Source organism: Pseudonocardia autotrophica (assembly GCF_003945385.1).
Classification (GTDB): Bacteria; Actinomycetota; Actinomycetes; order Mycobacteriales; family Pseudonocardiaceae; genus Pseudonocardia; species Pseudonocardia autotrophica.
Genome location: NZ_AP018920.1, coordinates 5,233,694 through 5,260,070, shown reverse-complemented (window position 1 = coordinate 5,260,070; position 26,377 = coordinate 5,233,694). Strand labels below are relative to the sequence as shown.

Annotated in this window: 25 protein-coding genes; 15 read left to right on the top strand and 10 right to left on the bottom strand. The window is 72.5% G+C overall.

The genetic code is table 11. The features are described from left to right. The first annotated feature begins 85 nt into the window (after positions 1-85). Entirely contained in the window at positions 86-1,105 is a 1,020-nt protein-coding gene (locus tag Pdca_RS24580; protein WP_085915619.1) for a LacI family DNA-binding transcriptional regulator, read from the top strand. Positions 1,106-1,254: 149 nt separating this feature from the next. Further along, positions 1,255-2,148: a dihydrodipicolinate synthase family protein gene (locus Pdca_RS24575; protein ID WP_085915618.1), complete on the top strand. Its 894-nt coding sequence runs from the start codon at positions 1,255-1,257 to the stop codon at positions 2,146-2,148. 127 nt (positions 2,149-2,275) lie between these two features. On the opposite strand, the gene Pdca_RS24570 is transcribed toward Pdca_RS24575, so the two are convergent. Continuing rightward, on the bottom strand, positions 2,276-3,280 hold the full coding sequence (locus tag Pdca_RS24570; RefSeq protein WP_197719811.1) for a LacI family DNA-binding transcriptional regulator: 1,005 nt from the start codon (positions 3,278-3,280) through the stop codon (positions 2,276-2,278). 107 nt (positions 3,281-3,387) lie between these two features. On the opposite strand from Pdca_RS24570, the gene Pdca_RS24565 reads away from it, so the two are divergent. The 4 genes from Pdca_RS24565 (at position 3,388) to Pdca_RS24550 (ending at position 7,807) form a co-directional block, all read left to right on the top strand. Next, the gene (locus tag Pdca_RS24565; protein ID WP_085915616.1) at positions 3,388-4,386 is read left to right on the top strand and encodes a tripartite tricarboxylate transporter substrate binding protein; all 999 of its coding nucleotides are present in this window, start codon (positions 3,388-3,390) and stop codon (positions 4,384-4,386) included. Further along, positions 4,373-4,921: a tripartite tricarboxylate transporter TctB family protein gene (locus Pdca_RS24560; protein ID WP_085915615.1), complete on the top strand. Its 549-nt coding sequence runs from the start codon at positions 4,373-4,375 to the stop codon at positions 4,919-4,921. Before Pdca_RS24565 ends, Pdca_RS24560 begins: the two co-directional genes overlap by 14 nt. Next, positions 4,921-6,438 carry a tripartite tricarboxylate transporter permease gene (locus tag Pdca_RS24555; protein WP_085915614.1) on the top strand — a complete coding sequence of 506 codons (1,518 nt, stop codon included), beginning with the start codon at positions 4,921-4,923 and terminating at the stop codon, positions 6,436-6,438. Before Pdca_RS24560 ends, Pdca_RS24555 begins: the two co-directional genes overlap by 1 nt. Before the next feature lie 187 nt (positions 6,439-6,625). Continuing rightward, complete coding sequence (locus Pdca_RS24550) at positions 6,626-7,807, top strand: DUF418 domain-containing protein (RefSeq protein ID WP_085915613.1); 1,182 nt, start codon at positions 6,626-6,628, stop codon at positions 7,805-7,807. 264 nt (positions 7,808-8,071) lie between these two features. Here the strand turns inward: Pdca_RS24550 and Pdca_RS24545 are convergent, their stop codons facing one another. Next, positions 8,072-8,722, bottom strand: coding sequence for a TetR/AcrR family transcriptional regulator (locus Pdca_RS24545; RefSeq protein ID WP_085915612.1), 651 nt, complete (start codon positions 8,720-8,722; stop codon positions 8,072-8,074). An 85-nt stretch (positions 8,723-8,807) separates the two neighbouring features. Between Pdca_RS24545 and Pdca_RS24540 the strand changes: the two genes are divergently transcribed. Together Pdca_RS24540 and Pdca_RS24535 are read left to right on the top strand one after the other, a co-directional pair. Further along, on the top strand, positions 8,808-9,464 hold the full coding sequence (locus Pdca_RS24540; RefSeq protein ID WP_085915611.1) for an acyl-CoA synthetase family protein: 657 nt from the start codon (positions 8,808-8,810) through the stop codon (positions 9,462-9,464). A gap of 139 nt (positions 9,465-9,603) precedes the next feature. Next, positions 9,604-10,314: a GAF and ANTAR domain-containing protein gene (locus tag Pdca_RS24535; RefSeq protein WP_085915610.1), complete on the top strand. Its 711-nt coding sequence runs from the start codon at positions 9,604-9,606 to the stop codon at positions 10,312-10,314. A 69-nt stretch (positions 10,315-10,383) separates the two neighbouring features. Here Pdca_RS24535 and tatA read toward each other — a convergent pair whose 3' ends face one another. The 4 genes from tatA to Pdca_RS24515 form a co-directional block, all read right to left on the bottom strand. Next, positions 10,384-10,611 carry a Sec-independent protein translocase subunit TatA gene (gene tatA, locus Pdca_RS24530; RefSeq protein ID WP_085915609.1) on the bottom strand — a complete coding sequence of 76 codons (228 nt, stop codon included), beginning with the start codon at positions 10,609-10,611 and terminating at the stop codon, positions 10,384-10,386. 35 nt (positions 10,612-10,646) lie between these two features. Further along, complete coding sequence (locus tag Pdca_RS24525; protein WP_232021170.1) at positions 10,647-11,618, bottom strand: ferritin-like domain-containing protein; 972 nt, start codon at positions 11,616-11,618, stop codon at positions 10,647-10,649. A gap of 202 nt (positions 11,619-11,820) precedes the next feature. Next, positions 11,821-13,389: an alpha/beta fold hydrolase gene (locus Pdca_RS24520; RefSeq protein WP_085915608.1), complete on the bottom strand. Its 1,569-nt coding sequence runs from the start codon at positions 13,387-13,389 to the stop codon at positions 11,821-11,823. A gap of 36 nt (positions 13,390-13,425) precedes the next feature. Next, positions 13,426-14,100, bottom strand: a complete 675-nt coding sequence (locus Pdca_RS24515) for a CPBP family intramembrane glutamic endopeptidase (RefSeq protein WP_085915607.1) — start codon at positions 14,098-14,100, stop codon at positions 13,426-13,428. Between the two features lie 130 nt (positions 14,101-14,230). On the opposite strand from Pdca_RS24515, the gene Pdca_RS24510 reads away from it, so the two are divergent. Together Pdca_RS24510 and Pdca_RS24505 are read left to right on the top strand one after the other, a co-directional pair. Beyond that, on the top strand, positions 14,231-15,397 hold the full coding sequence (locus Pdca_RS24510; RefSeq protein WP_085915606.1) for a sensor histidine kinase: 1,167 nt from the start codon (positions 14,231-14,233) through the stop codon (positions 15,395-15,397). Then, positions 15,385-16,074: a response regulator gene (locus Pdca_RS24505; protein WP_085915605.1), complete on the top strand. Its 690-nt coding sequence runs from the start codon at positions 15,385-15,387 to the stop codon at positions 16,072-16,074. Before Pdca_RS24510 ends, Pdca_RS24505 begins: the two co-directional genes overlap by 13 nt. Before the next feature lie 24 nt (positions 16,075-16,098). Here Pdca_RS24505 and ribB read toward each other — a convergent pair whose 3' ends face one another. The 4 genes from ribB to Pdca_RS24485 form a co-directional block, all read right to left on the bottom strand. Beyond that, complete coding sequence (gene ribB / locus Pdca_RS24500; protein WP_232021169.1) at positions 16,099-17,187, bottom strand: 3,4-dihydroxy-2-butanone-4-phosphate synthase; 1,089 nt, start codon at positions 17,185-17,187, stop codon at positions 16,099-16,101. Positions 17,188-17,201: 14 nt separating this feature from the next. Next, positions 17,202-17,696 carry a flavin reductase family protein gene (locus Pdca_RS24495; protein ID WP_085916542.1) on the bottom strand — a complete coding sequence of 165 codons (495 nt, stop codon included), beginning with the start codon at positions 17,694-17,696 and terminating at the stop codon, positions 17,202-17,204. 235 nt (positions 17,697-17,931) lie between these two features. Continuing rightward, entirely contained in the window at positions 17,932-19,293 is a 1,362-nt protein-coding gene (locus Pdca_RS24490) for a spinster family MFS transporter (RefSeq protein ID WP_085916543.1), read from the bottom strand. Positions 19,294-19,391: 98 nt separating this feature from the next. Next, entirely contained in the window at positions 19,392-20,342 is a 951-nt protein-coding gene (locus Pdca_RS24485) for a sugar-binding transcriptional regulator (protein ID WP_085916544.1), read from the bottom strand. Between the two features lie 107 nt (positions 20,343-20,449). Between Pdca_RS24485 and Pdca_RS24480 the strand changes: the two genes are divergently transcribed. From Pdca_RS24480 to Pdca_RS24460, 5 genes are all read left to right on the top strand, one after another. After that, a complete protein-coding gene (locus tag Pdca_RS24480) occupies positions 20,450-20,785 on the top strand; it encodes a glycosyltransferase family protein (protein WP_085916545.1) in 336 nt (111 codons plus the stop codon). A gap of 217 nt (positions 20,786-21,002) precedes the next feature. After that, positions 21,003-21,422, top strand: coding sequence for a PEP-utilizing enzyme (locus Pdca_RS24475; protein ID WP_085916546.1), 420 nt, complete (start codon positions 21,003-21,005; stop codon positions 21,420-21,422). A gap of 45 nt (positions 21,423-21,467) precedes the next feature. After that, positions 21,468-22,898, top strand: coding sequence for a hypothetical protein (locus Pdca_RS24470; protein ID WP_085916547.1), 1,431 nt, complete (start codon positions 21,468-21,470; stop codon positions 22,896-22,898). Between the two features lie 110 nt (positions 22,899-23,008). Next, a complete protein-coding gene (locus tag Pdca_RS24465; protein ID WP_085916548.1) occupies positions 23,009-23,629 on the top strand; it encodes a hypothetical protein in 621 nt (206 codons plus the stop codon). Next, a complete protein-coding gene (locus tag Pdca_RS24460) occupies positions 23,626-26,142 on the top strand; it encodes a pyruvate, phosphate dikinase (RefSeq protein ID WP_232021168.1) in 2,517 nt (838 codons plus the stop codon). The genes Pdca_RS24465 and Pdca_RS24460 overlap by 4 nt, the downstream gene beginning before the upstream one ends. Positions 26,143-26,377: the final 235 nt, after the last annotated feature.

Below are 26,377 nucleotides of genomic sequence, written 5' to 3'. Positions count from 1 at the left end.
GACCCACGGCCCGCCCGCCGACGAGGCCCGGGCCGGGCCACGGGTACAACTAGGATCGCGTCGTCCGGCGGGAGGGAGCGCATCGGTGGCGAGCATTCGTGACGTGGCACGGGTCGCGGGTGTGTCCACCGCGACCGTGGTGCGGGTGCTCAACGGTGGCGCGACGGTCAGCCCCGATCGCACCGAACGGGTGCTGCGCGCGGTGCAGGAGCTCGACTACGTCAGCAACGGCGTGGCGGCGAGCCTGTCCCGCGGCCGGACGCAGCTGCTGGGTCTGCTGGTCTCCGACATCGCCAATCCGTTCACCGGACAGGTCGCCCGCGGCCTGGAGGACGAGGCGGTCCGGCACGGCTACCAGGTGCTGATCTCCAGTTCGGACTTCGACCCGGATCGCGAGGCGCAGATCCTCGAGTCGTTCGCCCGCCGAACCGTCGACGCCGCCGCGCTGCTCTCCACGAGCGAGGCCGCCCAGGGGGTGCACCGGCTGCTGCGCAACGAGATCCCGACGGTGCTGATCGACCGGCGTCCGCCGGACCTGCCGAGTGTCCCGCTGGTCCGCACGGACAGCCTCTCCGCCGCGCGGGAGGCGGTCCGCCATCTCATCGATCTCGGGCACACCGATCTGGGCATGATTGCCGGGCCCTCCGGGATGGCCACGGCGTCGCAACGGCTCGCGGGGTTCCGCGCAGCCTGTGCCGACGCCGGCCTGCACGTGCGTCCGGAGTGCGTGCGGGAGGGCTTCCTCGGCGTCGACGGTGGTCACCGGGCGATGCTCGAGGTGCTCGACCTGCCGGTCCGGCCGACGGCGGTGTTCTCGTTCAACAACGTGCTCGCGATCGGCGCGCTCGGCGCGTTGCGCGAGCGCGGGGTGCGGCTGCCCGGCGAGCTGTCGCTGATCACCTTCGACGACACCGACCTGTTCCCGTTCGTCGATCCACCGCTCACCGCGATCGCCCAGCCCGCCTACGAGATCGGTGCCGCGGCGGGCCGGATCCTGTTCGAGGAGCTGGCGGGGGCATCGCATCCGGCCGCCGGCCGGGATGTCGTGCTGCCGACGGAACTGCGCATCCGGAACTCGTGCGCGGCGCCCGCCGGAGTGAGCTGACCAACTCTTGACACGCATCCGGCGGCCCGTCAGGCTAACGATGTTACCGGTTACATTTCACCGGCACGGCCGTCCCGGAACTCTGTCCGACGGCCTTGGGCCGCGGACATCCCCCGCATGTCAACCCCATCGGAAGAGGCTTTTCGACGATGACCCTCGACATCCACGGCATCATTCCCCCGCTCGTCAGCCCGTTCACCGTCGACGAGCAGCCCGATCTCGACGCCCTGCGGGCCGAGGTTCGCTACCACCTCGATCTCGGTGTGCACGGCCTGTGCGTCACCGGCAGCACCGGTGACGGCCAGATGCTGTCGCTGGAGGACTCGGTGGCCATCGCCCGGGCGACCGTCGAGGAGACGGCGGGCCGGGTCCCGGTGATCGCCGGCATCATCCAGGACAGCACCAAGGAGGTCATCCGCTACGGCAAGGCGATCGCCGAGACCGGTGTGGACGCGCTGCAGGTGACCCCGGTGCACTACCTGTTCCAGCCCGACGAGGACACCACCGTCGCCTACTACCGCCGGATCGCCGACGAGACCGCGCTGCCGATCGTCGTCTACAACGTCATCCCCTACGCCCTGATCCCGGCCACCACGGTCGCTCGGGTCATGAACGAGATCCCCGCCGTGATCGGCGTCAAGCAGTCCGGCGGCAACATCCACCAGCTCGCCGATCTGCTGCACATGAACCCCGAGGGCGGCAAGGTCTTCACCGCCGTCGACGACCTGCTCTTCCCCAGCTACCTGATGGGCGCCCAGGGCGCGATCAGTGCGACCCTGACCGTCGTCCCCGAGCTGTGCATGGCGCAGTGGGACGCCGTGCAGCGTGGTGACCTCGCCGCCGCACTGGAGCTGCACAACAAGCAGCTGCCGGTCTGGCGGGCGATCGACGGCCCGAACATGACCGCCCGGATCAAGGCGGCACTGGCTCTGCAGGGTCGCGACGGCGGTGCGAGCCTGTCCCCGCTGACCCCGGTCAGCGACGCCGAGCGCGAGGCCCTGCGGGCCGCGCTGCTGGCTGCGGACGTCAAGCTCGCCGCCTGAGATCCGGCGGGTGGGGCGGGGCCGAGTGGCCCCGTCCCCTCGCGTCACTCCCACGACGACGTGCGACGGAGGGCTCGGTCCGATGAGGACGATCGGCGAGGTCGCGGCCGAGCGCGTATCCACCGGCTCAGCCCGGCGGGGCCGCACCCGCGCCGTCCAGTACGACGCGGCGGGCGGCGCCCCGGAAGCCCTCGAGGCGTTCGAGGAACATCTCGGCCGCCCGGATCCCCAGCTCCCGGGGTCGCAGCGGCACCTGCACCAGTCCGGACACGTCCGTCGTGGCGAACGGGAGGTCGCCGATGACGGCGACCTCGGGCCGGGTGGCGCCGCCGGGAGCGGCGGCCATCGCCTGCAGTGCCCCGATGGCGACCATGTTGTTGGTCGCGAGCACGGCGTCCGGCCACGGGGTGACGCGCAGGAGGTCCTCGGTGGCCCGCCGGCCGCCGTCGACCCGGAAGTTCGCGTGCCGCAGGAACTCCGGCGACGCGTCCAATCCGGACTCGGTCAGGGCGGCCCGCCAGCCGATCTCCCGGTCACGGGCGGTGCCCATGCCGCGGGGGCCGGAGATGCAGGCGATCCGCCGGCATCCCCGGGCGATGAGCCGGTGCGTCGCCTCCCGTCCCAGTGCGACGTTGTCGAACCCGACCTGATCGACGTCGGCCTCGATCGACCGGTCGATCACCACGACGGTGGCGCGCTTGCGGGCGAGGCCGCCCAGCGACAGATCGGACGCCGCCGGGGCCACGATCGCGCCCGCCATGTTCTCGCTCGCGGCGATCGCGAGGTAACGGCTCTCCTTCTGCACGTCGTCGTCGCTGTTGCACAGCACGACCGACAGCCCGGCACGGCGCGCGGTGTCCTCGACCCCGCGTGCGACGGCGGTGAAGAACGGGTTCTCGACGTCGGGCACGACGAGCGCGAGCAGGTCGCTGTAGCGGCGGCGCAGGGAGCGGGCGGTCCGGTCGAGCTCGTAGTCGAGCGCGGCCGCGGCCGCGCGGACCGCCTCGGCGGAGTCCGGCCGGACCGGCTTTCCGGCCAGCACCCGGGACACCGTGGCCGTCGAGACACCCGCACGTGCCGCAACCTCGGCCATCGTCGCCATTCCCACCTCCACGCCCGCCGTGGCAGGCATCCGACACCCGATAGTCACCGACCGGGCACGTCACCCGGTCGGGTGGTTCGATCAACTGTAATCGATTACAGTAACGTTCCCCGCCTTCACTCCGAAAGGACGGCTCAATGATGCGCACCGGGCGTACCGCCGCTGCGGGCCTGCTCGCAGCCCTGACCCTCACCCTCGCCTCCTGTGCTCAGACCCCCGGTTCCGGTGGTGGTGAAGCCGACGGTGACTACCCGAGCAAGCCGGTCTCGATGGTCGTGGCCTGGAGTGCAGGCGGTGGCACCGACATCATGACCAGGGCCTTCACCCAGTCCGCTGCCGAGCACCTCGGGCAGCAGATGAATGTCGTCAACAAGCCCGGCAGCTCCGGCGCGATCGGCTGGGGCGAGATCGCCCGCTCGACCGCCGCCGACGGCTACACGCTCTCGATCGTCTCCCCGGAGATCTCCTTCCTGCGTGAGCAGGGGCTCTACGACTTCGGGCTGGAGGACTTCACCCTCATCACGATGATCAACCAGGACCCTGCCGCCCTCGCGGTGCGTGCGGACGCCCCGTGGGACACCGTCGAGGAGTTCGTGACGGCCGCGAAGGCCGAGCCCGCCGGACTGAGCATCGGCAACTCCGGGCCCGGGCTGGCCTGGGACCTGGCCACCGCTGCCATCGAGCGTGAGGCGGACATCGAGGTCACCCGGGTGCCCTACGACGGTGCCGCGGCCGCGGCCCAGGCCGTTCTCGGCGGTGATCTCGACGCGATGTCGTTCTCCATCGGCGAGGTCTCGGCCCAGGTGGCCGCCGGTGAGATGAAGGTGCTCGGCGTCGCGTCCGCGGAGCGTCTGGAGACGCTCCCGGAGCTCCCGACCTTCACCGAGCAGGGCTACGACGTCGAGATCGGCACCTTCCGCGGGGTGGCCGGGCCGGCCGGTATGGACCCGGCCGTGGTCTCCACCCTGAACGACGCGTTCGTCGCGATGGCCGACGAGCCCGGCTTCGTCGACGTGATGAACTCCAACAGCTTCGGTATCGACGTCCGGCCGACCGCGGAGTTCCAGCAGTTCTTCGAGGAGTCCTCGGAGCTCTACGTCGACCTGTTGCAGGACGGCTCCGGTGCCACGTCCTGACGAGCTCCCCGAGGCGGTCGAGCACCCGGCCGGGACCGGGGCAGGGATCGGAGCCGAGCCCGCCCCGCCCACGGGTGGGCGGGTCCCCGTGTTCGTCGTCGTCGCGATCCTGGTCGTGGCCTCGGTGGCGATCGGCATCGAGGCCCCGGGCTACCGGCCGGGCGCGGGCGGCGAGCCCGGACCGGCGGCGGTGCCGCTGCTGCTCGCCGGGCTGATGCTTCTCGTCGCCGCGTTGCTGGTGGTCGCCGAGCTGCGCACCGAACGCCCGCAGGGCGCCGGCGGTGTCCTGCCGCCCACCCCGGTCCTGCTGACGGTCGGGGCGTTGCTGGCTGCGTACGTGCTGCTGCCCCTGCTCGGCTTCTTCCTGGTCTTCACCGGATTGCTCACGGTGCTCGGATTCCTCAGCGGGGCCCGTACCTGGTGGAGCCCGCTGCTGGTCGGCGCCGTCAGCAGCTGGGTGGCGCTGCTGCTGTTCGGCCGAGGATTCGCCGTCCCGCTGCCGGTGGGACCGATCGATCTGCTGCTGGGGGGCTGATGGACCTCATCGCGCCGCTCCTCGGCGGATTCGTATCGCTGTTCACCTCGCCGATGGTGCTCGGGGCGCTGGTCGCCGCCGTGACCGCCGGGCTCGTGATCGGCGCGCTGCCCGGCCTCACCGCCACCATGGGCATGGCCCTGTTCCTGCCGTTCACGTTCCTGATGCCCCCCGAGGTGGGTCTCTCGGCGATGGTCGGCATCTTCGCCGGTGGCATCGCCGGTGGCGCCATCCCCGCGATCCTGCTCAACGTGCCGGGGACCCCGGCGTCGGCGGCGACCGCGCTCGAGGGTTATCCGATGTCGCGAGCCGGGCACGGCCGCGAAGCACTCAACATCGCGATGCTGGCCGGGGCCGTCGGCGGCATGGTGTCCGGCCTGCTGATGGCCGTGCTCGCGCCGACCATCGCCCGGGTCGCACTGAACTTCCAGGCCCCGGAGTTCTTCGTACTCGCCGTCTACGGCCTGACGATCATCTCCGCGGTGTCCGGCAAGTCGCTGATCAAGGGGTATGCGGCCGGGCTGCTCGGACTCGTGCTCGGCGTGATCGGACTCGACCCGGTCTCCGGGCAGCTGCGGCTGACGATGGGGTCCGACGAGCTCTACGGCGGGATCTCGCTGATCCCGGTGCTGATCGGCGTCTTCGGCGTCACACAGGTGCTCGTCATGATCGCCGACCGGGGCGGGACGCAGCGCCTGCCCGAGATCCGCGGTCCACGGTGGATCTCGCGGCAGAACCTGCGCGACACCGCCCCGACGATGGCGCGCGGATCGGTGATCGGCTCGATCGTCGGTGCGATCCCCGGCACCGGCACCGACATCGGCGCCTTCCTCGCCTACTCCGACGCCAAGCGCCGGAACCGGGGCCGCGTCCCGTTCGGGAAGGGCAACCCCACCGGTGTCGCGGGTCCGGAGTCGGCGAACAACGGCGTCGTCGGTGGCGCGATGATCCCGACCTTCACCCTGGGCATCCCGGGGGAGGCCGGCACCGCCGTGCTGCTCGGTGGGCTGCTCGTGCACGGCCTGACCCCGGGGCCCGACCTGTTCACTGGGCCGCAGTCGGGCATCGTCTACACGATCTTCGCCAGCTTCATCCTGTCGGCGCTGCTGGTGCTGGTGGTGGGGACGACGGCCGTCCGGGCCTTCTCGCACGTCGTGCGGATTCCGCCGCACGTGCTCATCCCGATCATCGCTCTGCTCTGCCTGATGGGCGCCTACGCGATCGACAACCGGTTCACCGACGTGCTCGTCGCGGTCGTGTTCGGGGTGCTCGGTTATCTGATGGTGCGCAACGACTTCCCGGTCTCTCCGCTGATCCTGGGGCTGATCCTCGGGCCGATGGCGGAGGTGAACTTCCGTCGGGCGATGACGATCACCCACGGCGACTGGACGGTGTTCTTCACCCGCCCGGCGTCACTGTTGTTCTGGGCGCTGATCGTGCTCACGCTCTTCTGGGTGTGGCGATCGGGCCGCAAGGAACGCCGGCAGACCGAAGCGGTTGCCGCGCAACACGACTGACGGGTGCGGCCGGGGTGGCACCGGGGGCGGTCGGGTGCCCCCCGGTGCCACCTCGTCCCGGGCGTGGCCGGAGCGGGCCGCACTCCGGGTACCGGGACCGACGGCTCCGTCCACTACGACTTCGGTCGGGTGGATCGAGCCGCACGACCGATCCCGGGCGCCGGGAGGTGGCTCTACCGTCGGCCGCATGTCTGGATCTCGTGCGCCGTTGAGCGCCCGGCCGTCGCCGACACCGGCCTCGGAACGTCTGCTCGCCCCGGACCTCGCGCGGGGGATGATGCTGCTGCTCATCGCCCTCGCCCACTCGCGGATGCTGCACGCCGGCGGCAACTCGCTGACCACGCCCGCCGGGGGCGGCCCGGTCGACGTCGCCGTGCAGTGGCTGCTGACGTCGTTCGTGGACGGTCGATCCGCGCCGCTGTTCGGGCTGCTCTTCGGCTACGGGCTGGTGCAGATGACCCGGCGGCTCACCGGCCCCGACGGTGACCCGGCAGGGGCCCGGCGGTTGATCCGCCGGCGCGGAGCCTGGCTGGTCGTGTTCGGGATCGCGCACGTCGTGCTGCTCTACGCCGGTGACGTGATCGGTGCCTACGGCGCGTTCGCCGTGATGTTCGCCGGGGCGGTGACCTGGCCCGGCCGTCGGCTGTGGGTGGTCACCGCGATCACCCTTGCGATCGGTGCGCTGGCCATCGCCCTGCTCCAGATGGTGGCCGGACCCGACACACCGCTCGCGGTCGGGCCCACCCTCCTCGACAGCGCGGCCCTGCGTGCGATGGCACTGCCGGTGCTGCCGATCTCGGCGCTGTCGGTGGCGCCGTCGGTGTTGCTCGGGGTCTGGGCCGGCCGGCTGCGCCCGCTGGAGGACCCCGGATACACGCCGCTGCTGCGCCGCGTCGCACTGATCGGGTTCCCGGTGGCGGTGCTGGGGGCGCAGCCGGTCGCGCTGCAGGCGATGGGTGTGTGGACCCCGGACTCGACCGGGATCGGCGTTCTCGCGGTCGTGGTGTTCGGCGTGACCGGCATCGCGGGCGGGCTCGCGTTCATGGCGGTCATCGCGCTCGTCGCCGGCCGGATCGGGGACCGGCGTGGGCCGGTGACGACCGCGCTGGTGGCATGTGGACGCCGGTCGATGACCTTCTACATCGCACAGTCGCCGGTGTGGCTGATCATGACCGAGCCGTCGCTGCTCGATCTCGGTGGCCGACTGGGTGCCGCGGCGGCGGCCGCGGTCGCCGTCGCCACCTGGGTCGTCACCGTGGTGATCGCCGACCTGCTGGGGCGGGCCGGGCGGCGCGGGCCCGCGGAGACCCTGCTGCGGTATCTCACCTACCGCGACCGGTCGCGGCACCTCGGCGTCGCGCGGTCGTAGGCGTCCCCACTCGCGGCCGGCCGGCGCCCCGGCCACCGCGGCGCGGGCCCTCAGTTCAGGTAGGACGAGACCGTCTTCCGGAGTGCGTCGGCGTGGTTGTAGATGTCGCACAGGGCATCGATGCCACCTCGAAGGTCCGTTACGTCGCATTTATCCCATCATCAGGACTGATGAGACGAGCTTGTGCGGCACGAGTGCCGTGTCGTCGACCTAGCGGGGCTCGCGGTCGCGCGGCTCGAGGAAGAGCTGGCGCACCCGGAGCACTCAGTCGCCGGCACCCTGCCGGAGCCCGGATCCGCCTGACCCCGTGGCCGGGAGGGTCAGTACGCAGTCGACGGCCATCTGCAGGGTGTCGTCCTCGGACTGCAGAACGGCCTGCTCGGCCGGCATCGCGCGGGTGAGCCCGAGCCCGTCGACGACCGCCATCAGGAACCGCGCCCGCCGGGCGTTGTCGCCCTCGGGGAGGGCGCCCTCCTTCTCCAGTGCCGTCAGCCAGTAGATGGTCCGGCGGAGAATCTCGCGCTCGATGGCGAGGTAGGCGGCCCGGATCTCCTCGTCCGGTTCCGGCTGGACGAACTGCTCGACGACCCGGAGCAGGTTCGCTCGTGCCTGCTCGCCGACCCCGGCGCCGCCGAGCACCTGCCGCAGGCAGTCGACCAGCCGGTCCCGGGCGGGCACCGACCGGTCGTTGATCCGATCGTCCGGGATCGCCAGGTCGTAGACGCGGGTGAGTACCTCGTCCTGGAGCGCGCGCTGGGTGGGGAAGTGGTAGCGCAGCGAGCCGGTGCTCACACCGGCCCGCGCGGCGACCGCCCGCACGCTCAGCCGCGCGCCCGGGCCCTCGCCGAACAGCTGCATGGCTGCCCGGAGGATCTTGTCCCGGCTGCTCAGCCGGTCGGTGTCGTGCGTGGTCATATCGCCTCCACGCGCAGTGTACTAGTACACCGTGCTAGTCTCCCTGCCAGTGATTAACACAGTGTATTAGTCGATCGGAGGCGGCATGGTGACCCAGTGGCAGCAGCGTCGGGCGGCCCGGCGTCGCACGGACGGCGACGGGAGTCCGCTGAAGCGGTTCCGCTGGTGGCAGGTGATCACCGGGCGTTCGCTGCTGCACCTGGAGCCGGCCGCGGCCGAGGGGCGCCCGGTCCGGTACTCGGTCGACGTGCGCTACCTCGGCGACAGCTCCGACGGTGCGGTGCGGGCCCGCCTGTACCGCGACGGCCGGCAGCACACCGTGTCGAAGGTCCCCGCGATCTTCCCGGTCGAGGGCGGCGCGATCGAGATCGCGACGAGTGGCGTCGGCGTCAAACGCGCCCACTACGTCACCGACGACGGCACGGAGCGCCGGCTCGTGCCGGATCCGCGATCGGGCGAGGGACGACGGGCCCGCTTCCAGCGCGACCACCCGTCGGTGAGCCGGTTCGTCGGCGCCGTGTCGGTGGTCGTGCTGATCATCGGGATCGGCGTCAACCTCCTGCAGATCCTGGAGCCGCTGTCCCGGATTCCGCCGATCGCCGAGAACATCGGAGTCTTCGTGTCGCCGATCCACCTGCCGCTCTGGCTCAACATCACGCTGGCGGTCGCCGCAGCGCTCGCCAGCTGGGAGCGCGCACTCCGGCTGCGCTACCACTGGCTGCTCGACGGCGCCGGGAACTGACCGGGGCCGGGTACTGGACCGCCCTGCACGACGATCTCGCCAGGCGGATCACGGGGACACCGGCATTCACCGGCGCACGATTCCGGCCGGATCGCGGACCGGACAGAACCGGACGTCCTCCGCAGCCGAACGTCTCTGAATGGTGGACTCGAGCGGTCTGGACGTCGCCGCGGCGACACTCGCGCTGGCCACGACGGACGCGCGTGATCCAGCCCCTGCGCTCGGCAGGCTGGCCGAGAGCGTGAACCTGCTCCTCGGGACGGCCGCCGGCGCCGCGATGATCACCGACGGCGCCGTGCACGGGGTCGTCTCCGCCGGACCCATCGGCCAGCGCAGCTCGGTCCCCGCCGGTTTCGGTCAGGGCCCCGGCGGGGACTGCGCGCGCAGCGGCCGCCCCGTGCTCTGCGCGGACCTGGCCCGCGAACGCCTCCGCTGGCTGGCCTTCGCGGCGAAGGCGGCGGCCGCAGGCGTCACCGGCGCGTGGGCGCTGCCGATCCGGTCCGGATCCGGTGCGACCGTCGGGGCGCTGCTGCTGCTCGGCGGCCGGGACACCGTCCCGGACCTGCGCGCCGCCGATCTCCTGGCGGGCGCGACGGGTGGCGCCATCGGCCACGCGGCCGAGCTCGACAGCGTCGAGGAGGAACGCGGGCAGCTGCGGGACGCGCTGCGCAGCCGGATCCCGATCGAGCAGGCCAAGGGGGTGCTCGCGGCCGGGACCGGCCTGGGTGTCGACGAGGCGTTCGAGCTGCTGCGCGGCTACGCCCGTCGTCGTGGCCAGTCGCTGACCGAGGTCGCGGAGGCCATCGTGGACCGGCGGATCGGCCCGGCCGCGTTCACCGCCGAGCAGTAGGCGAGCCGGACACACCGATGCACCGCCGCCCGGATCGGGCGGCGGTGCGGACCGGAGCGTGCCGCCGGATCAGACCTCGGTGGGCACGGTCCGGGCGGTGGTTCCGCTGTCGCGGACCGCTGCGGGCCGGTCGTCGGCGTGACCCGGCTCGTCCTCGTGCAGGCCCCGCATCTCGCCCTTGAGTACCCGGGTGGACTGCCCGAGCGACCGCGCCAGCTCGGGCAGCTTCTTCGCGCCGAACAGCAGCACGAACACGGCGATGACGATCAACCAGTGGGTGGGACTCATCGCGCCCATCGGCGTCTCCTTCGGAGTGGGTGACCCGCGCGGACTCAGCCGTTCGCGTCGCTGGTGTTGACCTCGCCGTTCACCCCGGCCGGGAAGAACCCGCCGGAGGTGACCGCGTCGGGGTTGAGGTAGGCGATGTTGAGCACCTGGCCCGGGGTACGGGAGTAGGCGATCGAGTTCTCGTCGGCCGGCACGATGTTGGCGTTGCCGTTGCCGTCCACGATTCCCTGGTCGAGGTCGGACGGACCGTCGAGCGAGTCACGGGCGTCCGAGATCAGCCCGACGACGTCGGCGGCGCCGCCCTGCAGCAGCAGGGTGCGGACCAGACCGGCGTGGTAGGCCTCGACGGCGAGGATCCCGGCCGCCGCCTCCAGGAACGTCTTGTTGGAGACCAGGGGCGCCGCGCCCTTGTAGGCGGTGACGCCGACGTCCTCGAAGATGAAGGCGCCGAGCAGGAAGCTCGTCTCGTCCTTGAACGGGTCGAACGTCTCGCCCGCCTTGATCACGCCGGCCGCGGTGGCCGCGGCGGTGAAGGCGTCCTGCAGGTCGATCGCGGGCCGCGCGACCTTCGCGTCGCCGAGAGCGGCACGCAGGAAGTCGACGTGGGCGCGCTCGTCCTGGGCGATCTCCTCGGCGTACTGGCGGCCGATCTTGGTCTCGAACGAGACCTTGTAGCCGCCGGTGACCCCGCCGAGCTCGCCGCGGCCGTCGATCTGGGAGTCGGCCAGGCCGGCGCCGGTGACCGCGCGCAGGTAGAACTCGGCCTCCAGGTACTCGAGGTTGAGCGCGAAGTTCAGCACCGCCGCGTCCGACACCGCGTTCTCGCTGCCGGAGCCGGAGCCGCCCAACAGGCTGAGGTCGGAGGCCGACGCCACGCCGGCGCCCAGGACACCCAGACCTGCGACACCGGCACCGGTCAGGCCGGCGGCGCGGAGGAACCGTCGACGGTCCATCCCGTTCTCGGCACTGCGCTCGATCGAGTCGTGCAGGAACTTCTTGGTGAAACCGTGGAACACGAGTTCTCCTCGTGCAGGCCCGACTCGGGGGGCGACCGGGGTCCGGGGTCGTCGCGTGTCGGTCGGGCGGGGAACGGGCACCCGTGCGGTGTCCGTACCTCCGTCAACGACTCCGCCGCACGGTGGATACGGAACTGCGATGGATACGGAACTGCGGTGGATACGGAACTGCGGTGGATACGGAACTGCGGTCGATACGGGACTACAGCGAGCAACGGGCGTCGGCCGGTGGGGTCCGCAGGTCGATCAGGTGGCCGCCGACGATCTCGTCGACGCACTCGCTCTGCCCGAGCAGCGAGATGCCGTGCTGGACCCCTTCGACGGTGAGCAGGCTCCCGCCGAGGAGGCGGGCCATGGCGATCCCGCCCTCGTGCGGTGTGCCCGGGTCCCCGGTCACCGAGACGGTCAGGGTGGGCGGCAGCTCCCCGTCGACCCCGCCGACTCCGCCGAGCCATGGCAGGTCCCGGTCGACCGGCTCCGGCCAGGCCTCGCACTCGTAGTGCGCCCGATCGAGCGGGCGGCCCGGGTCGAGGAACGGGGCGGCCGCGAACGCCTGCCTGCCCAGCTCGGTGTGCTCCTCGGCGGTGCGCCGCGGGTTGTCCATGCACCGGGTCGCGAGGTTCGCGTCGATGTCGAGCGAACCGCCGTAGCTGCCGTCGGGGCCGCGCCCCACCGCGAGATCGCGCAGCGCCAGCATCGGCTCGCCGCGCCCCCGGGCCAGCTCGTCGAGCGCCCGGACGACCACCGGCCACTGCGCCTCTGCGAACTGCATGAGGGTGACCGCCTCGATCGTGTCGTCGTAGGTCAGCTCCCGGCCGTCGGCGGTGGACAGCGGCCTGTCCTGCAGCGGGCGCACGAGATCCTGGAACCGCTCGGTCGCCTGCGCCGGGTCGGTGCCGAGCGCGCAGTCCGGGCCGGTCGCGCACAGCGCGGCCATCCGCTCGAACGTCTCCTGCCAGGCGGTGAACTGGGTCAGCCGGAAGTCGGGCTCGGACAGCTCGGGATGGACCGCCCCGTCGACCACCATCGCCCGCAGGTTCTGCGGGAAGGCCTCGGCGTACATCGCGCCCAGCTCACTGCCGTAGCTGAAGCCGAGGTAGGACAGCTTCTCGTCGCCCAGCGCGGCGCGCAGCACGTCCATGTCCTGCACGACGTTCACGCTGCCGACACTGGTCAGCGCCTCGACCCCGCCGGGGGTGTTCTGCACGCAGCGCTGCGCGATGTCGCGGGCGGACCGCTCGTCGGGGACGTCGAACCTGTAGGGGCCGGGTGGCACGCCCCGGTCGATCTCGGCGTCGGTCCAGCACGTCACCCGCGGGGTCGACGCGCCCACACCGCGCGGGTCGAACCCGATCACGTCGAACCGCTCACCGACCGGCCCGGTGTCCCACGATGCCCCCAGCGACGCGACCAGGTTCATTCCCGAACCACCCGGGCCGCCCGGGTTGACCAGCAACGATCCGATCTTCTCGCCGCGCGCCTTCGCGCGCAGCAGGGCCACCTCGCCGCGCGGGCCGTCCGGCTCGGCGTAGTCCAGCGGGACCTGCACCCGGGCGCAGTCGAACCGGCCGGAGCCGTAGAGCGCCTCGTCGGTGGCCGAACTCGCGTAGGGCTCGCACGGCCCGAACACGACCTCCTGGGCGTGGAACTGCGCGAGGGCGGTGTCGGCCGGTTCCGGTGGTGCCGGCGGCCGGGCCGGCGCGGCACAGGCGCCGACGAGCAGCAGCGATGCCAGGCCCAGCACGGGCAGCATCGAGCGGGCACCGAACATGGGGATCTCCTTCGTGTGTGACGGCCGGGTGCGGGATCAGGCCGCGCCGAGCGACGCCGGCAGCAGGGCGGTCAGGGCGAGGTTGTGGACGGCGTGCGCCGAGACAGCGGGCCACAGCGAGCCGCTGCGCCGGCGCAGCTCCGCGGTGACCAGACCGAGGATCAGGGCGGTGCCTGCCGCGGGGACCGGGCCGTGCGCGGCCGCGAACACCAGCGCGCTGCCCAGCACACCGACGGTGGCGCCGTACCGCAGCAGCACCGTCGTGACGATCCCGCGGAAGAGCAGTTCCTGGCCGAGCGGGAGCACGACGACGAGCAGCAGCAGCGCCGCCGGGACCGGAACCGCGCCCGCTCCGGCGACGGGCCCCGCGCCGAGCACGGCCGAGACCGCACCCGAGACAAGTGAGCCGAGCAGGCCTGCCGCGGCCGCCACGGCGATCCACCAGCGCGTCGTCCGGACCAGCCCGAAGGCCGCCCACGGGCGGACCCGGACCCGCGCGGCCGCGGTGAAACCGGCGATCGCGGCGACCCCGGGGAGCGCGATCAGCATCAGGCCGTACAGCACGGGCCCGAGCGCCAGTTCGTGCGGCGCGAGCAGCGGTGGCACCCGGAACGCGACCACGCCCATGATCACCAGCGCGACCACGGCCTCGGGCCACCCCGGCGGCGGGGCCTGGGTGGGAAGGAACGTCGGTGCGGGCGATCCGGGCATGGCGCCGACGCTAGGAAGGCCGCCCGGCCGCGCGGATCGGCTGACCGGCTCGGCTGCTCCGACCGAAGTCGGAGTGCCCAGCGCCGTGTGACGGAGGAGCGGACCCGGTCCCGCGCCCTAGGCTCGGCGCGTGGAACCGGATCCGGACCGACGTCGGGGGGCCTGGCGGCAACGCGCCACCGACATCGCGCTGATCGTGCTGTCGGTCGCGATCGGGCTGTCCTCCGCGAACAGCCGTCTGGCGGACCCGGGGGCGGTGCCGCCGGCGCTGCTCTACACCGACATCGCGCTCGGGTTGCTCGGCTGCCTCGGCCTGTGGTGGCGGCGGCAGTACCCGCTGCACGTCGCCACGGTGCTGATCGTGCTGAGCAGCTTCTCCGAGGTGGCGTCGCTGGGGGCGCTGGTCGCGGTGTTCACCGTGGCGAGCCGCTGCCCCGCCCGTACGGCGGCGACGACCGCCGTGGCGAGCCTGCTGGCGCTGGGCCTGTTCTTCGTGCTGCGCCCGGAACCGGCGGTGCCGCTCTGGGTGCTGCTCCTGCTGCTGGTCAGTGTGTACGCCGCGGTGGTCGGCTGGGGCATGCTCGTCCGCAGCAGGCGCCAGCTCATCGAGTCGCTGCGGGAGCGGGCCGCCGCCGCCGAGATCGAGGCCGCGCTGCGCTCCGAGCGTGCCCAGCACGAGGCGCGCGAGACCCTCGCCCGGGAGATGCACGACGTCCTCGGTCACCGGTTGTCGCTGCTCAGCGTGCACGCGGGTGCGCTCGCCTTCCACCGGGGCGCCTCGGCGGAGGAGGCGGCCCGCGCCGCGGACGTGATCCGGGAGAACGCGCACCGGGCCCTGCAGGACCTGCGCGAGGTCATCGGCGTGCTGCGCGCTCCGGTCGGTGAGGTCCCGCTGCCGGACGTCGGCGACATCGGCGAACTGGTCGGCGAGACGGTCCGCTCCGGGACCCCGGTCGAGCTGCACGACGAGCACGGGGTGGCGAGCGGGGGACAACCGGTCCCGGCGACCGCGGGCCGCACCCTGTACCGGTTCGTCCAGGAGAGCCTGACCAACGCGCGCAAGCACGCCCCCGGCGCCCCGGTCGTCGTGCGCATCACCGGTGTGCACGGGGACCGGCTCGAGGCGGAGGTCGAGAACGCCGCACCGGCCGGACCGCCGGCGCCGGCCCCGGCCGGGTCGGGCGCGGGGCTGCGCGGCCTCGCCGAGCGGGCGACGCTCGTCGGCGGCGCGGTGGAGTACGGGCCGACCGGTCCTGGCGGCTGGCGGGTCGGGATGCGGTTACCGTGGCCGGCGTGACCGACGCACCCGGGCCGACCATCGACGTTCTGGTGGTCGACGACGACCCGGTCGTCCGCTTCGGACTCACCATGATGCTGCGCGGCGCCCCCGATCTGCGGGTGGTCGCCGAGGCGGGTGACGGCGCCGAGGCGATCGAGCTCGCCGGGCGGCACGCGCCGGACGTGGTGCTGATGGACATCCGGATGCCCGGCACCGACGGGCTCACCGCGACCGAGACGCTGCGCCGCCGCCCGGGGGCGCCGCAGGTCGTCGTGCTCACGACCTTCGACGCCGACGCGCACGTGCTGCGCGCGCTGCGGGCCGGTGCGGCCGGGTTCCTGCTCAAGGACACCCCGCCCGACGAGCTGGTCCTCGCCGTCCGGCACGCCGCGCAGGGCCGCCCGGTGCTCTCGCCGGAGGTGACCCGGCGCCTCATGGACCACGTCGCCGGATCCACACAGGACAGCACGCGGGAGACCGCGCGACACCGGCTCGGGCTGCTCGCCGACCGCGAGCGGGCCGTCGCGCTCGAGCTGGGTGCCGGGCGGTCCAATGCCGAGATCGCCGCCCGGCACCACATCAGCGTCGCGACGGTCAAGACGCACGTGTCGGCGATCCTGACCAAACTGGATCTCAACAACCGGGTGCAGGTGGCGCTGCTCGTGCACGACGCGCGGCTCGAACCGCCCGCCTGACCCGCCCGGATCCGCCCGGCCGGGTCAGCCGGCGAGCCGCCGCACGGCGCCGGTGCCGACGCCGGCACTCGACCGGGACCGCAGATCCGCCAGGATCCACTCGGCGACGATCGGGAGCTGCCCGCTCAGGCCGCTGACGGCCGGATCGGACTGCAACCCGCAGGCCCGCACCCCGCCGACCGGCCGCAGGTAGGTGATGATCCCGCGGCCCTCGGCGGCGAACCGGGCCATCGCCTCGGTGAGCGAGCGCCCGCACGCGCAGGAGGTGGCCCGCAGGACGTCGCCGCTGAGGCACTCGACGTGCACGTGCACGGGGGTGTCCGCGGTGATGTCGTCGAGCTCGCCGGCGATCAGGGCGACGTGCTCGGCGCCGTCGGTGCCCCGGTAGCCGACGGCCCGGAAGTGGCCGTGCTCGGTCGGCAGCGCGGTGGTGACGACCCGCTCGACCTGGGCCTCGGTGCGCAGCCGGTACCGGATGATGTCGTCGACCGACACCAGCGCCAGCCCGTGCTCGGCGGCGAAGCGGGTGAGCTCGGTGCCGCGGGCCATCGTGCCGGGCCGCTCGGTCGAGACGATCTCGCAGAGCGCTCCGACCGGCGGCAGCCCGGCCAGCCGGGCCAGGTCGACGGCGGACTCGGTGTGCCCCGGCCGGGTCAGCACGCCGCCGGGCCGGGCCCGCAACGGCACGACGTGTCCGGGCCGGACGAAGTCGCGCGGGACCGACGACGGCGCCGCGAGTGCAGCGATCGTCGCCGCCCGCGAGCTCGCCGAGATCCCGGTCCCGGTGCCGGCCAGATCGACCGTGACCCGGTAGGCGGTCCGGAAGCGGTCGCCGTCGCGATGGTGCATCGGCGGGAGGTCGAGCCGGTCGCACTCGTCGTCGGGGAGTGCGACGCAGATGAAGCCAGAGGTGTGCCGCACGGTGAAGGCGACGAGCGACGGGGTGGCGAGTGCGGCGGCGAAGATCAGGTCGCCCTCGTCCTCCCGGTCGGCGTCGTCGACGACCACGACCGGTTCGCCTGCGGCGATCGCGGCGAGGGCGGCGCGCACGCGCTCCTCGGCCGGATCGATGTCGGGCGGGTCCGCGGGGGAGATGCTGTCGAGCGACTTCACGGGGAGCTCCGGTCTCAGATCGCGGCCAGGCGCCGGAAACGGCTGCCGTGGAAGACGAGGGGAGGGGTCGCCGGATCGGCACGGATCCCGTGCACGTTCAGCAGGATGATGTCGTGGTCACCGCTGGGGACCTCGGCGTGGACGGTGCAGTCCAGCCAGAGCGTCGCGCCGTCGACGAACAGCGCACCGTCGGGGGCGACGGTGGTGGGGGTGCCGGCGAACCGGTCGCCCTTCTTGCTCGCCAGGCGTGCGCAGGCGTCGTCCTGACCCTCGGCGAGGACGCTCAGCCCGAGCCGCGGCAGCTCGCGCAGCTTCGGCCAGGTCGTCGAGCTGTGCTGCATGCACACCGACACCAGCGGCGGCTCGATCGAGACCGAGGTGAAGGAGCTCGCGGCCAACCCGACCGGGACGCCGTCGACCTCGGCACACACCGCCGTCACACCTGACGGGAAGCAACCGAAGGCCTGACGGAGCTGTTCACCGGCGGTCACCGGCTCGATCACGGACATCGCTGCCTCTCCCTCCGGCGCAAGCGGCGGTGCCTGCGCCCGTCCACCGACGCTAGTCGTGCGTTCGGTGGTCCGACTGTTCTGAAAACGGACGGTCCGGTCCCATTGAACGCCTGGAGACCTGCTGTCACGCAGTGACTGAGGTGTGACGAGTCTCCCGGAAGCCCTCCGACAAGTGGGTTGACTCCGGTGCTCGACGATGATCGGGACCGGCCCTGCGGGGCCGGCGTCGGGGTCAGCCGGCGGCCACCGCGGCCTTCATCGCGGAGTTGTCCCGGCCCACCCGGGACGCCGCCAGGAACAGTCCGACCGCGGTGATCGCCATCGAGATCGGGACGATGACCGCGAGCGCCTGCCGCAGCCCGGTCGCGGCCGCCTCGGCCTCCCCGGCCCCCGCCACCAGCGCGGCCGCGGCGAACGAGTCGGACAGCGCGCCCGCGATGACCGGGCCGACCGCGCCGCCGAGCAGGTAGAAGGCGGCGAAGAAGACCGCCGTGGCGGTGGAGCGCAACCGTGGCGGGACGACGTCGGCGACCGCGGGGTAGGCCGATGTGTAATAGAGGTACTGCAGCAGCCAGCCGGCGCCGAACAGCAGCACGAACAGCCCGGTCGCGTCGGGACCCAGGCTCAGGGCGGCCCAGGTGAGCGGCACCGACAGCAGCGTCGCCACCGCACCGACCATGACCCGTGCCCCGGTGGACCGGCCCGCGGCCCGGTCCGACACCCAGCCGCCGACCAGCAGCCCGATCAGACCGGTGATCCCGACGACGACTCCGGTCAGCACGGCTGCGGTCGTGAGGGACACGCCGAAGTAGCGCTGGAACAGCGGCACCGTGAACGTGTTGACCGAGTAGGCGGCCAGGTTCGCGCCGATCCCGGCGACGATCAGGAACCACATCGTCGGTACCGCGAGGATCCGCCGGAACGGCCGGTCGACCTTCTCCGCGGTGGTGGGCGCCGCGACCTTCTCCGAGGCACCCCGGCGCGGCTCGCGGACGAGGAAGAAGCCGACCGCGATCAGCAGGCCGGGGATCGCCGCCAGCACGAACGGGGCCCGCCAGGAGCCGAACGCCTCGGTGATCGCACCGACCGAGAAGTACGCCAGGATCAGGCCGACCGGCAGACCCAGCTGGAACAGCCCGAAGGCGCGAGCGCGCTTGCCGGCCGGGTAGAGGTCGGCGATCGTCGAGTTGGCGGCTGGGGCGTAGCTCGCCTCGCCGATGCCCACCCCGACCCGCATGAGCAGCAGCGACACGTAGTTCCAGGCGGCGCCGCTGGCTGCGGTCAGCAGGCTCCAGGCGACGATGCCCCAGCCCATGATCCGCGCCCGGGACCGGTTGTCGGCCAGCCGGCCCAGTGGCAGCCCGAACAACGCGTAGACCACGGTGAACGCCGCCGCGAGCACCCCGATCTGCAGATCGGACAGTCCGAACTCGAGCTTGATCGGCTCGGCGACGATCGCCGGGATGGCCCGGTCGTAGAAGTTGAAGGTGTTCGCGGCGAACAGCAGCAGCAGGAACCGGCCGGCGTTGGACGCCTGCGCCCCCTGGTCCTGGTCGGTGGGCAGGAAGTCCTCGCGTGGGCGTCTGCTCGTCATCGACCCCTCCGATACCGGTGTCCACATCGTTGTGGATCCGGCACAGCCTGCCGGATCGGGACGAATCCGTCACCGGTTCCGGGCCGGCGTCCCCGGGGTCACGCGCCGGCGAGTCCGATGAGCGCGTCGGCCGTCCCGGCGTCGCAGACCAGGGTGTGCACCAGTCCGGACCGGAGCACCGCGTCGGCGGCCGCGGCCCGTTCCCGGTCCCGGACCAGCGCGACGACCTCGCCGGCCGCGCGCAGCTCCGCCTCCCCGATCGCGATCAGGTGCCGGGACAGCCCGGTGTCGAGCACCCGGCCGTCGGCGTCGACGAGCAGTCCGACGATCTCGCCGCAGGCGCCGCGCCCGCCGAGCCGCCTGCGCTCCTGCACGGTGAGCACGTCGTGCACCGTCGAGCCGCCGTCCCGCCAGGCGCCGATCCCGACGACCGCGGTGCCGAGCTCGCCGAAGCGGGCGTAGGCGTCGGCGACGCCCGGCTGCTCCCGCAGGGTCCGGACCGTCTCCGGGTCCGGGAGCACGAGCGGGGCGTAGATCGGGAACGCCTCACCCCCGCAGAGCGCGGCCGCCCGGAACACCGCGGTGGCCGATCCGTCCCGCCGCCACGGCAGCGAGTAGGCGCCGCACAGTTGCACGATCGTGCAGCGGGCGAGCCGGTGCAGGTGCTCGACGACGTCGTTGACCGTCCGTGACCAGGCCAGCCCCAGTACGTCCCCGGTGCGGACGGTCTCGCACAGCAGGTCCGCGCCGAGCGCGGCGACCCGGTCCGGCGCGGTACGGGCCGGGCCGTCCGCCGCGACGAGCGCGCGCTGCAGGCCGTAGGCGGCGCCGACCCGCGCCGACCGGGCCGCGTCGAGATCGGGTCCCGGGTCGATGGTGATCCGTACCAGCCCGCGCTCCTGGGCGGCCTCCAGCAGCCGTGCGACCTGGAAGCGGCTGAGCCCCAGCTCGGTGGCGATCGTGGTCTTCGTCCGGTGCTGCCGGAAGTAGCGGTCGGCGACGTCGGTCATCTGCAGCCGATGGGCCGGGCCCGGATCCAGCGCGCTCATATGAGCACCCTAGTGCGCAGATTCCGGTGCCGCGTTGACCCGGAGGAGGTCTGGAACATCTACTGGACTGTGAGCAGACCGCTCATCTGAGACCCGAGGAGGGCGCCATGACCGTGAGCGACGTCGTCCGCACCCGGGTCCGGACCGAGCCGGTCCCGCCGGCAGGTCTGCTCCTCGTCGGCCCCGATGACGGCTACGGCGACATCGCCCTGGAGCGACTCACCCTCACCGGCACCTGGCACGGCGCCGCCCGCACGACGGACCGGATGCTGGTCGTGCTGGCCGGGGCCGCCCGGGTGCTCGTGTCCGGTGGGCCGGTCGTGGTCCTGGGGCCGAACGAGGTCGTGCACGTCGGGCACGGGCGGGCCGTCACGGTCGAGACGCCCGGCGGCCCGGCACTGGAGCTGATCCTGCTCGCCGTCCCGGCGACGCACCCCGGCTGACCGCGCGACCTTCTTCCCGGCCGAGCACACGGCGGATCGCCCCGGCCGACCGCCCGGCGCTGTCCCCGCAGGACAAGTGTCACGGAGACTTTTGTCCGCGGGTTCCATCGGACAGCGTGGTGGTTGACGGCACTGTGACCTACGCAACGTAGTGATGCCGACGTCCGGCAGATCCTCGGGCAGGCGACAGTCCCACAGAGTTCAAGGAGGAACTTCCATGGCCGAAGTGCTGGCGGAGGGCTACAACGTCTTCGACACCGCCAAGTCGCCCAGCGGAACCGTGAAGTACCTGTCCGCGCCGGCAGACGTGATCGCACTGATCCAGTCCGGCAAGCTGAGCGAGCACATCCTGCTGGTCCAGGGCGGGACGACGACCTTCCTCGCGCCGGCCCTCAGCATGGGTGCGCTCGGCGTGATCACCATGTCCGGCGCCCCGGAGTCGCACCTGGGGATCCTGTCCCGCGAGTTCCAGACCCCCTGCGTCATGACGGCCTACCTGACCTCCAGCGAGTCCCGCTACGTGGTGGGAGCGACCGATCCCTCGCACTTCGACGAGATCGCCAAGGCGCTCGACGGCCGCAAGGTCCGGTTGGACTGCACCGACAACGAGGTCGGCCGGGTCGTCGCGGACGACTGACCACCCCCTCCCGCACGCCGCCGATCCGGACAGGAGCACACCGCAGTGACGACCACCGAAGGCAAGAAGGCGACCTACAAGAAGCGCTACGAGGAGGGCGACGACGGCCTCCGTTTCCAGGACCTCACCTACACCGGCAACTTCGTCGGGCTGGAGCCCGTCACCGACGGCATCAAGGGCGACAAGATGCTGAAGGCCCGGGCGAAGTCCGGTGTGCTGGAGAAGGTGTCCAAGGACGACGTCCTCAACGGCCAGTTCTCCATCGACGAGCTCAACGACCTCAACAACTACCTCGCCTGGAACATCTGGGACGTGCTGGTCATGCGCGCCACCGAGGGCGTGAGCGGCATGATCCCGCGCCAGGAGTACGAGATCCTGGCCTTCATGCACGAGTTCTACCGGTGGCCGGAGATCCTGCGGATGACCACCAACGAGGTCGGCCCGCAGGGCGTCATGGACATCGGCGCGTCCGCCCGCCGGGAGATCGGCACCAAGGTCAACTCCGTGCACGACTGGTGCATCGGGGCGGTCGGCTTCGGGATGGGCCGGTGCGGCCTGCTGGCCCTCGAGGCGATCGGGCCGGACGACTATGTCGCCGAGTCGAACGAGATCCTCAAGTTCATGCAGCGCGTGCTGTGGGGTAAGCGCCAGGACGGCTACATCCTCAACTCCCAGGACCGCTACCGCTGCCGGATCCACGAGGAGGACTTCCTGGAGCAGCTGACCGCCCAGGTCGAGACGCTCGAGCCCGGCAGCCCGAAGCACGGGGCCTTCACCCAGTTCAACGCCGCCACCGAGCTGCTCGCGTTCCTGCACCACTACGACAACCGGCTCGGGCTCGGCGACACCGGGCCCTACGAGCTGCCCGACGGAAACCTGCTGATCCTGCGGGACCTGTTCGTGAACGAGGAGATCTACCACTGGTCGGACGTGAGCGAGGACGCGAAGCTCCCGCACGCGTACACCCTGGCCATGATCATCGACCCGGAGAAGATGGGCCTGGAGGAGATCCGGGTCAACGACATCTCGACCACCTTCACGCGGCCGAAGAACTACATCGAGGCGATCATCGGCGGGGCGGTGTTCGCCCGCGAGAAGTGGGACACGCCGATGGGCGAGGTCTACCCGATCAAGATCGACGAGCTCGGGGATCACCTGGGCCGGGTGCAGCAGGCGACCCTGAAGCTCTACACCAAGACGTCGAAGATGTGCCGGCGCGACCTGATCTGGAACGGCCAGTACGTCTACTACATCGACATGATCCTCCCGCACCTGCGCAAGGCCGGAACCTACGAGAAGGCCTGCCGCGACTACGACCTGTGGGAGATCGACCAGCGGGTCTCGAACTACTACTACGACATCACCAAGCGCGGGTTCGCCCAGGAGACGGTGCCCAGCAAGATCTTCTCCGGAGCCGGGTACCTGCCCTTCTCCGAGAACGCGGACCTGCGCAGCTCCAAGGGCCGCTGGCTCTGACATCCGGGTGACCGCGCCGTTCCACCCGGCCGGTCCGACCTCGACGAGCCGACCCGGCCGGGCGGCGCGGCGCTCCCCGCCGCGCCGCCCGGCCCCGTGAAGGGAGCCCCATGACCGCAGTCGTGCTGGACAAGACCGACTACGACGTGCTCGACGTCGTCACGCTGAAGAAGATGGCGAGCACCCAGGTCGTCGCCGCCGCCTCCGGGATCGCCCCGGAGCAGGTGGACGCGGCGCTGGAACGGCTGACCGGCCGTGGCCTGGTCGTCGTCGCGGGCGGATCGGCCCTGCCCACCGACGACGCGGAGCCCGCACTCGCGGCCGCCGCGGCGCAGTTCTACGCCGCGGTGCGCGCCGACGCCGACGTGCTGGCACTCGTCGAGCGGTTCGAGACCACCAACGCACAGTTCCTGACCACCATGTCGTCCTGGCAGCAGATCGACGTCGGCGGGCGGAAGGTCACCAACGACCACTCGGACCCGGACTACGACGACAAGGTCATCGCCCGGCTGGAGAAGCTCGTCGCCCGGCTGACCCCGCTGCTCGACGCGCTGGCCGGGCACGACGCGCGCTTCGCCCGGTACCCGGAGCGCTTCGCCGCCGCCCTCGGGTCGATCGACCGGGGGCAGCACGAGTTCGTCTCGTCGCCGACGATCGACTCGGTGCACAACATCTGGTTCGAGTTCCACGAGGACCTGCTGCGGACGCTGGGCCGGGAGCGGGCGGAGTGACCGGGCAACGGACCACGATCGGAGCGCCGGTCCTCACCCGCACCTTCGCCGAGGCCGATCCGGCCGACGTCGACTGGCTCGGGGGCAAGGGCAGCGGGCTGGCCCGGATGAGCCAGCAGGGACTGCGGGTCCCGCCGGGGTACGTCATCGGCACCGCGGCCTGCCGGAGCTACCTGGGGGAGGGCAGACTGCCCGACGGCCTGGCCGAGGAGATCACGACCCGGCTCGCGGAGCTGGAACGGCAGGCCGGGAAGACCTTCGGCGCCGGCCCGGTCCCGCTTCTGCTGTCGGTGCGCTCGGGAGCGCCGGTCTCGATGCCGGGGATGATGGACACGATCCTCAATCTCGGGCTCGACCGGGCGGCCGCCGTCGCGCTCGCCGCGGCCACCGGGGACAGCCGGTTCGTCGCCGATCTGATCGCCCGCTTCCACGCGATGTACGCCGAGACCGTGCTCGGGGCGCTCGATCCGGGAGAGGGCATCGACGAGCTCGTCGCGCAGGTGCGTCCCGGCGACGACCCCGGTGAGGTGCACGACCGCATCTGGCAGGCCTGCGAGGAGGCGCTCGCGGACTCCGACGGCGAGTCGGTGCCCGCCGACCCGCACGCACAGCTCTTCGGGGCCGTCGAGGCGGTCTTCCGGTCGTGGAACACCCGCCGGGCCCGCACCTACCGCGACTTCCACGCGATCCCGCACGACCTGGGCACCGCCGTCGTCGTGCAGTCGATGGTGTTCGGGAACCTCTCCGACGACTCCGGATCGGGCGTGGTGTTCACCCGGAACCCGGCCACCGGGGAACCGGGCCTGTTCGGCGAGTACCTGGCGCACAGCCAGGGCGAGGACGTCGTCGCGGGCACCCGGACGCCCGACCCGGTCGACCGCGCGCTGGCCCCGGAGCTGCTCGACGAGCTGCGCCGGACCTGCTCCGAGCTGGAACGGGCGCAGGGCGACGTGCTCGACATCGAGTTCACCGTCGAGCGGTCGGTTCTGTATTTCCTGCAGGTCCGCAGCGCCAAGCGGACCCCGGAGGCGGCGGTGCGGATCGCCGCCGACTTCCTGACCGAGGGTGTGGTGGGCGCCGCCGCGGCGCTGCGCAATCTGACCCCGGAGCACGTCCGTCAGGTGCAGCGGCCGGGGTTCGACGACGAGGAGACCGAGCAGGCGCGCGCGGCGGGCCGGCTGCTCACCACCGGCATCGGGGCCTGCCCCGGCCAGGTGAGCGGATTGCTCGTGCTGGATCCGGACCGGGCGAAGGAGCGGGCCGACGCCGGCGAGGACGTGATCCTCGCGCGGGCCGTCACCAGCCCCGCCGACCTGCACGGGATGATCGCGGCGCGCGGCATCGTGACCGCGACCGGCGGCTCGACCAGCCATGCGGCCGTCGTCGCGCGGGCGCTCGGAACGGCCTGCGTGGTCGGCGCCGGGGCGATCGTCGTCGACGGCGCGGCCCGGACCCTGACGATCGGCGACCGGACCGTGGCCGAGGGCGAAGAGGTGTCGCTCGACGGTGCCGGCGGTGAGCTGTTCCTCGGCCGGATCAGCACGGCGACGCCGGCCGTCGCCACCGGGTCGCTCGGCTCGGTGCTCGCGACCGCGGCCGGGGCGTCCGGCTGCGAGGTGCTGGTCCGGGTGACGCTGCCCGCGGACGTGCAGCACGCCCGGGACGCGGGCGCACACGGGCTGGTGACCGCGGTCGACGACGTCCTCGCAGCGAGCGGGCACATCGACGGCCTGGTCCGCAGGCTGCTCGACGACGCCGAGGCGGACGGCCCGTTCGACCGGGTCGCCGAGCTCGTCGAGCTGGAGTTCACGCCGCTGCTCGCCGCGGCGGGGGACCTGGAGGTCGGGGTCCGCGCCATCGATCTCGTCGCCGACGAGGCCCGCGAGATGCTGCAGCAGACCGCGGTCACCACCCGGCACCCGGAGCTGGCTATGCCACTCGGCCGCCCGGCGCTGGTCCGCGCGCAGCTGCGGGGACTGGCCAGGGCAGCGGCCAACGCGGGCCGCACGTCGGGGGTGCATCTGGCCCTGCGGCACGTCTGCGACCCGGCGGAGGCCGCCGCGCTGCGCACGATCGCCGACGAGGCCGCCGACGAGACGCACGGCGCGGTCGCGGTCGGCGCCTACCTGACTAGCCCGCGGGCCGCCGCCGGCGCGCCGAAGATCGCCGCCGCCGTCGACGTCGTGTGGGTGGAGGTGCGGGCCCTGCAGGCGGCCGTGTTCGGGATCCCGGCGCGCCAGCTGCTCACCGCCGAGCCGCTCGACGGGTACCTGCGCCGGGGGCTGCTCGCGGTGGACCCGCGAACCGAACTCGACGAGGTGGTCCGGGGTCTGCTCGACGGCGTCGCCGGCGCGGTACGGGCCGGGCGCACGGTCGGGATGCGGCTGTCCGGCGAGGTCCCGGAGGAAGCCGCCGCGCAGCTGTTCGCGCTCGGGTTCCGGCGCTTCGCGGTGGACGCCGACGGGGCCCGCCCGCTGGTGCTGGCCCTGGGCAAAGCGGCGCTGGCCCGGTGAGTCCGGCGGCCGGGCCCGGCACCTCGCCGGGCCCGGCCACCGGACCCCTTCGGTCCTGAACAACCGCTCACGTGGTGAGTGGTTCACGAACTCGGGTACTGCCCGGGGGGGGGGAGCCGGGCGGTCGCGGGTGGTGCTGTGGAGTGGGCGATTCACTCACCTGGTGAGCGGTATCGGCTCGGGAGATTCCGGGCCCGGCTCGCGCCACCCTCAGCCTGCGGGCAACAGCAGAGCG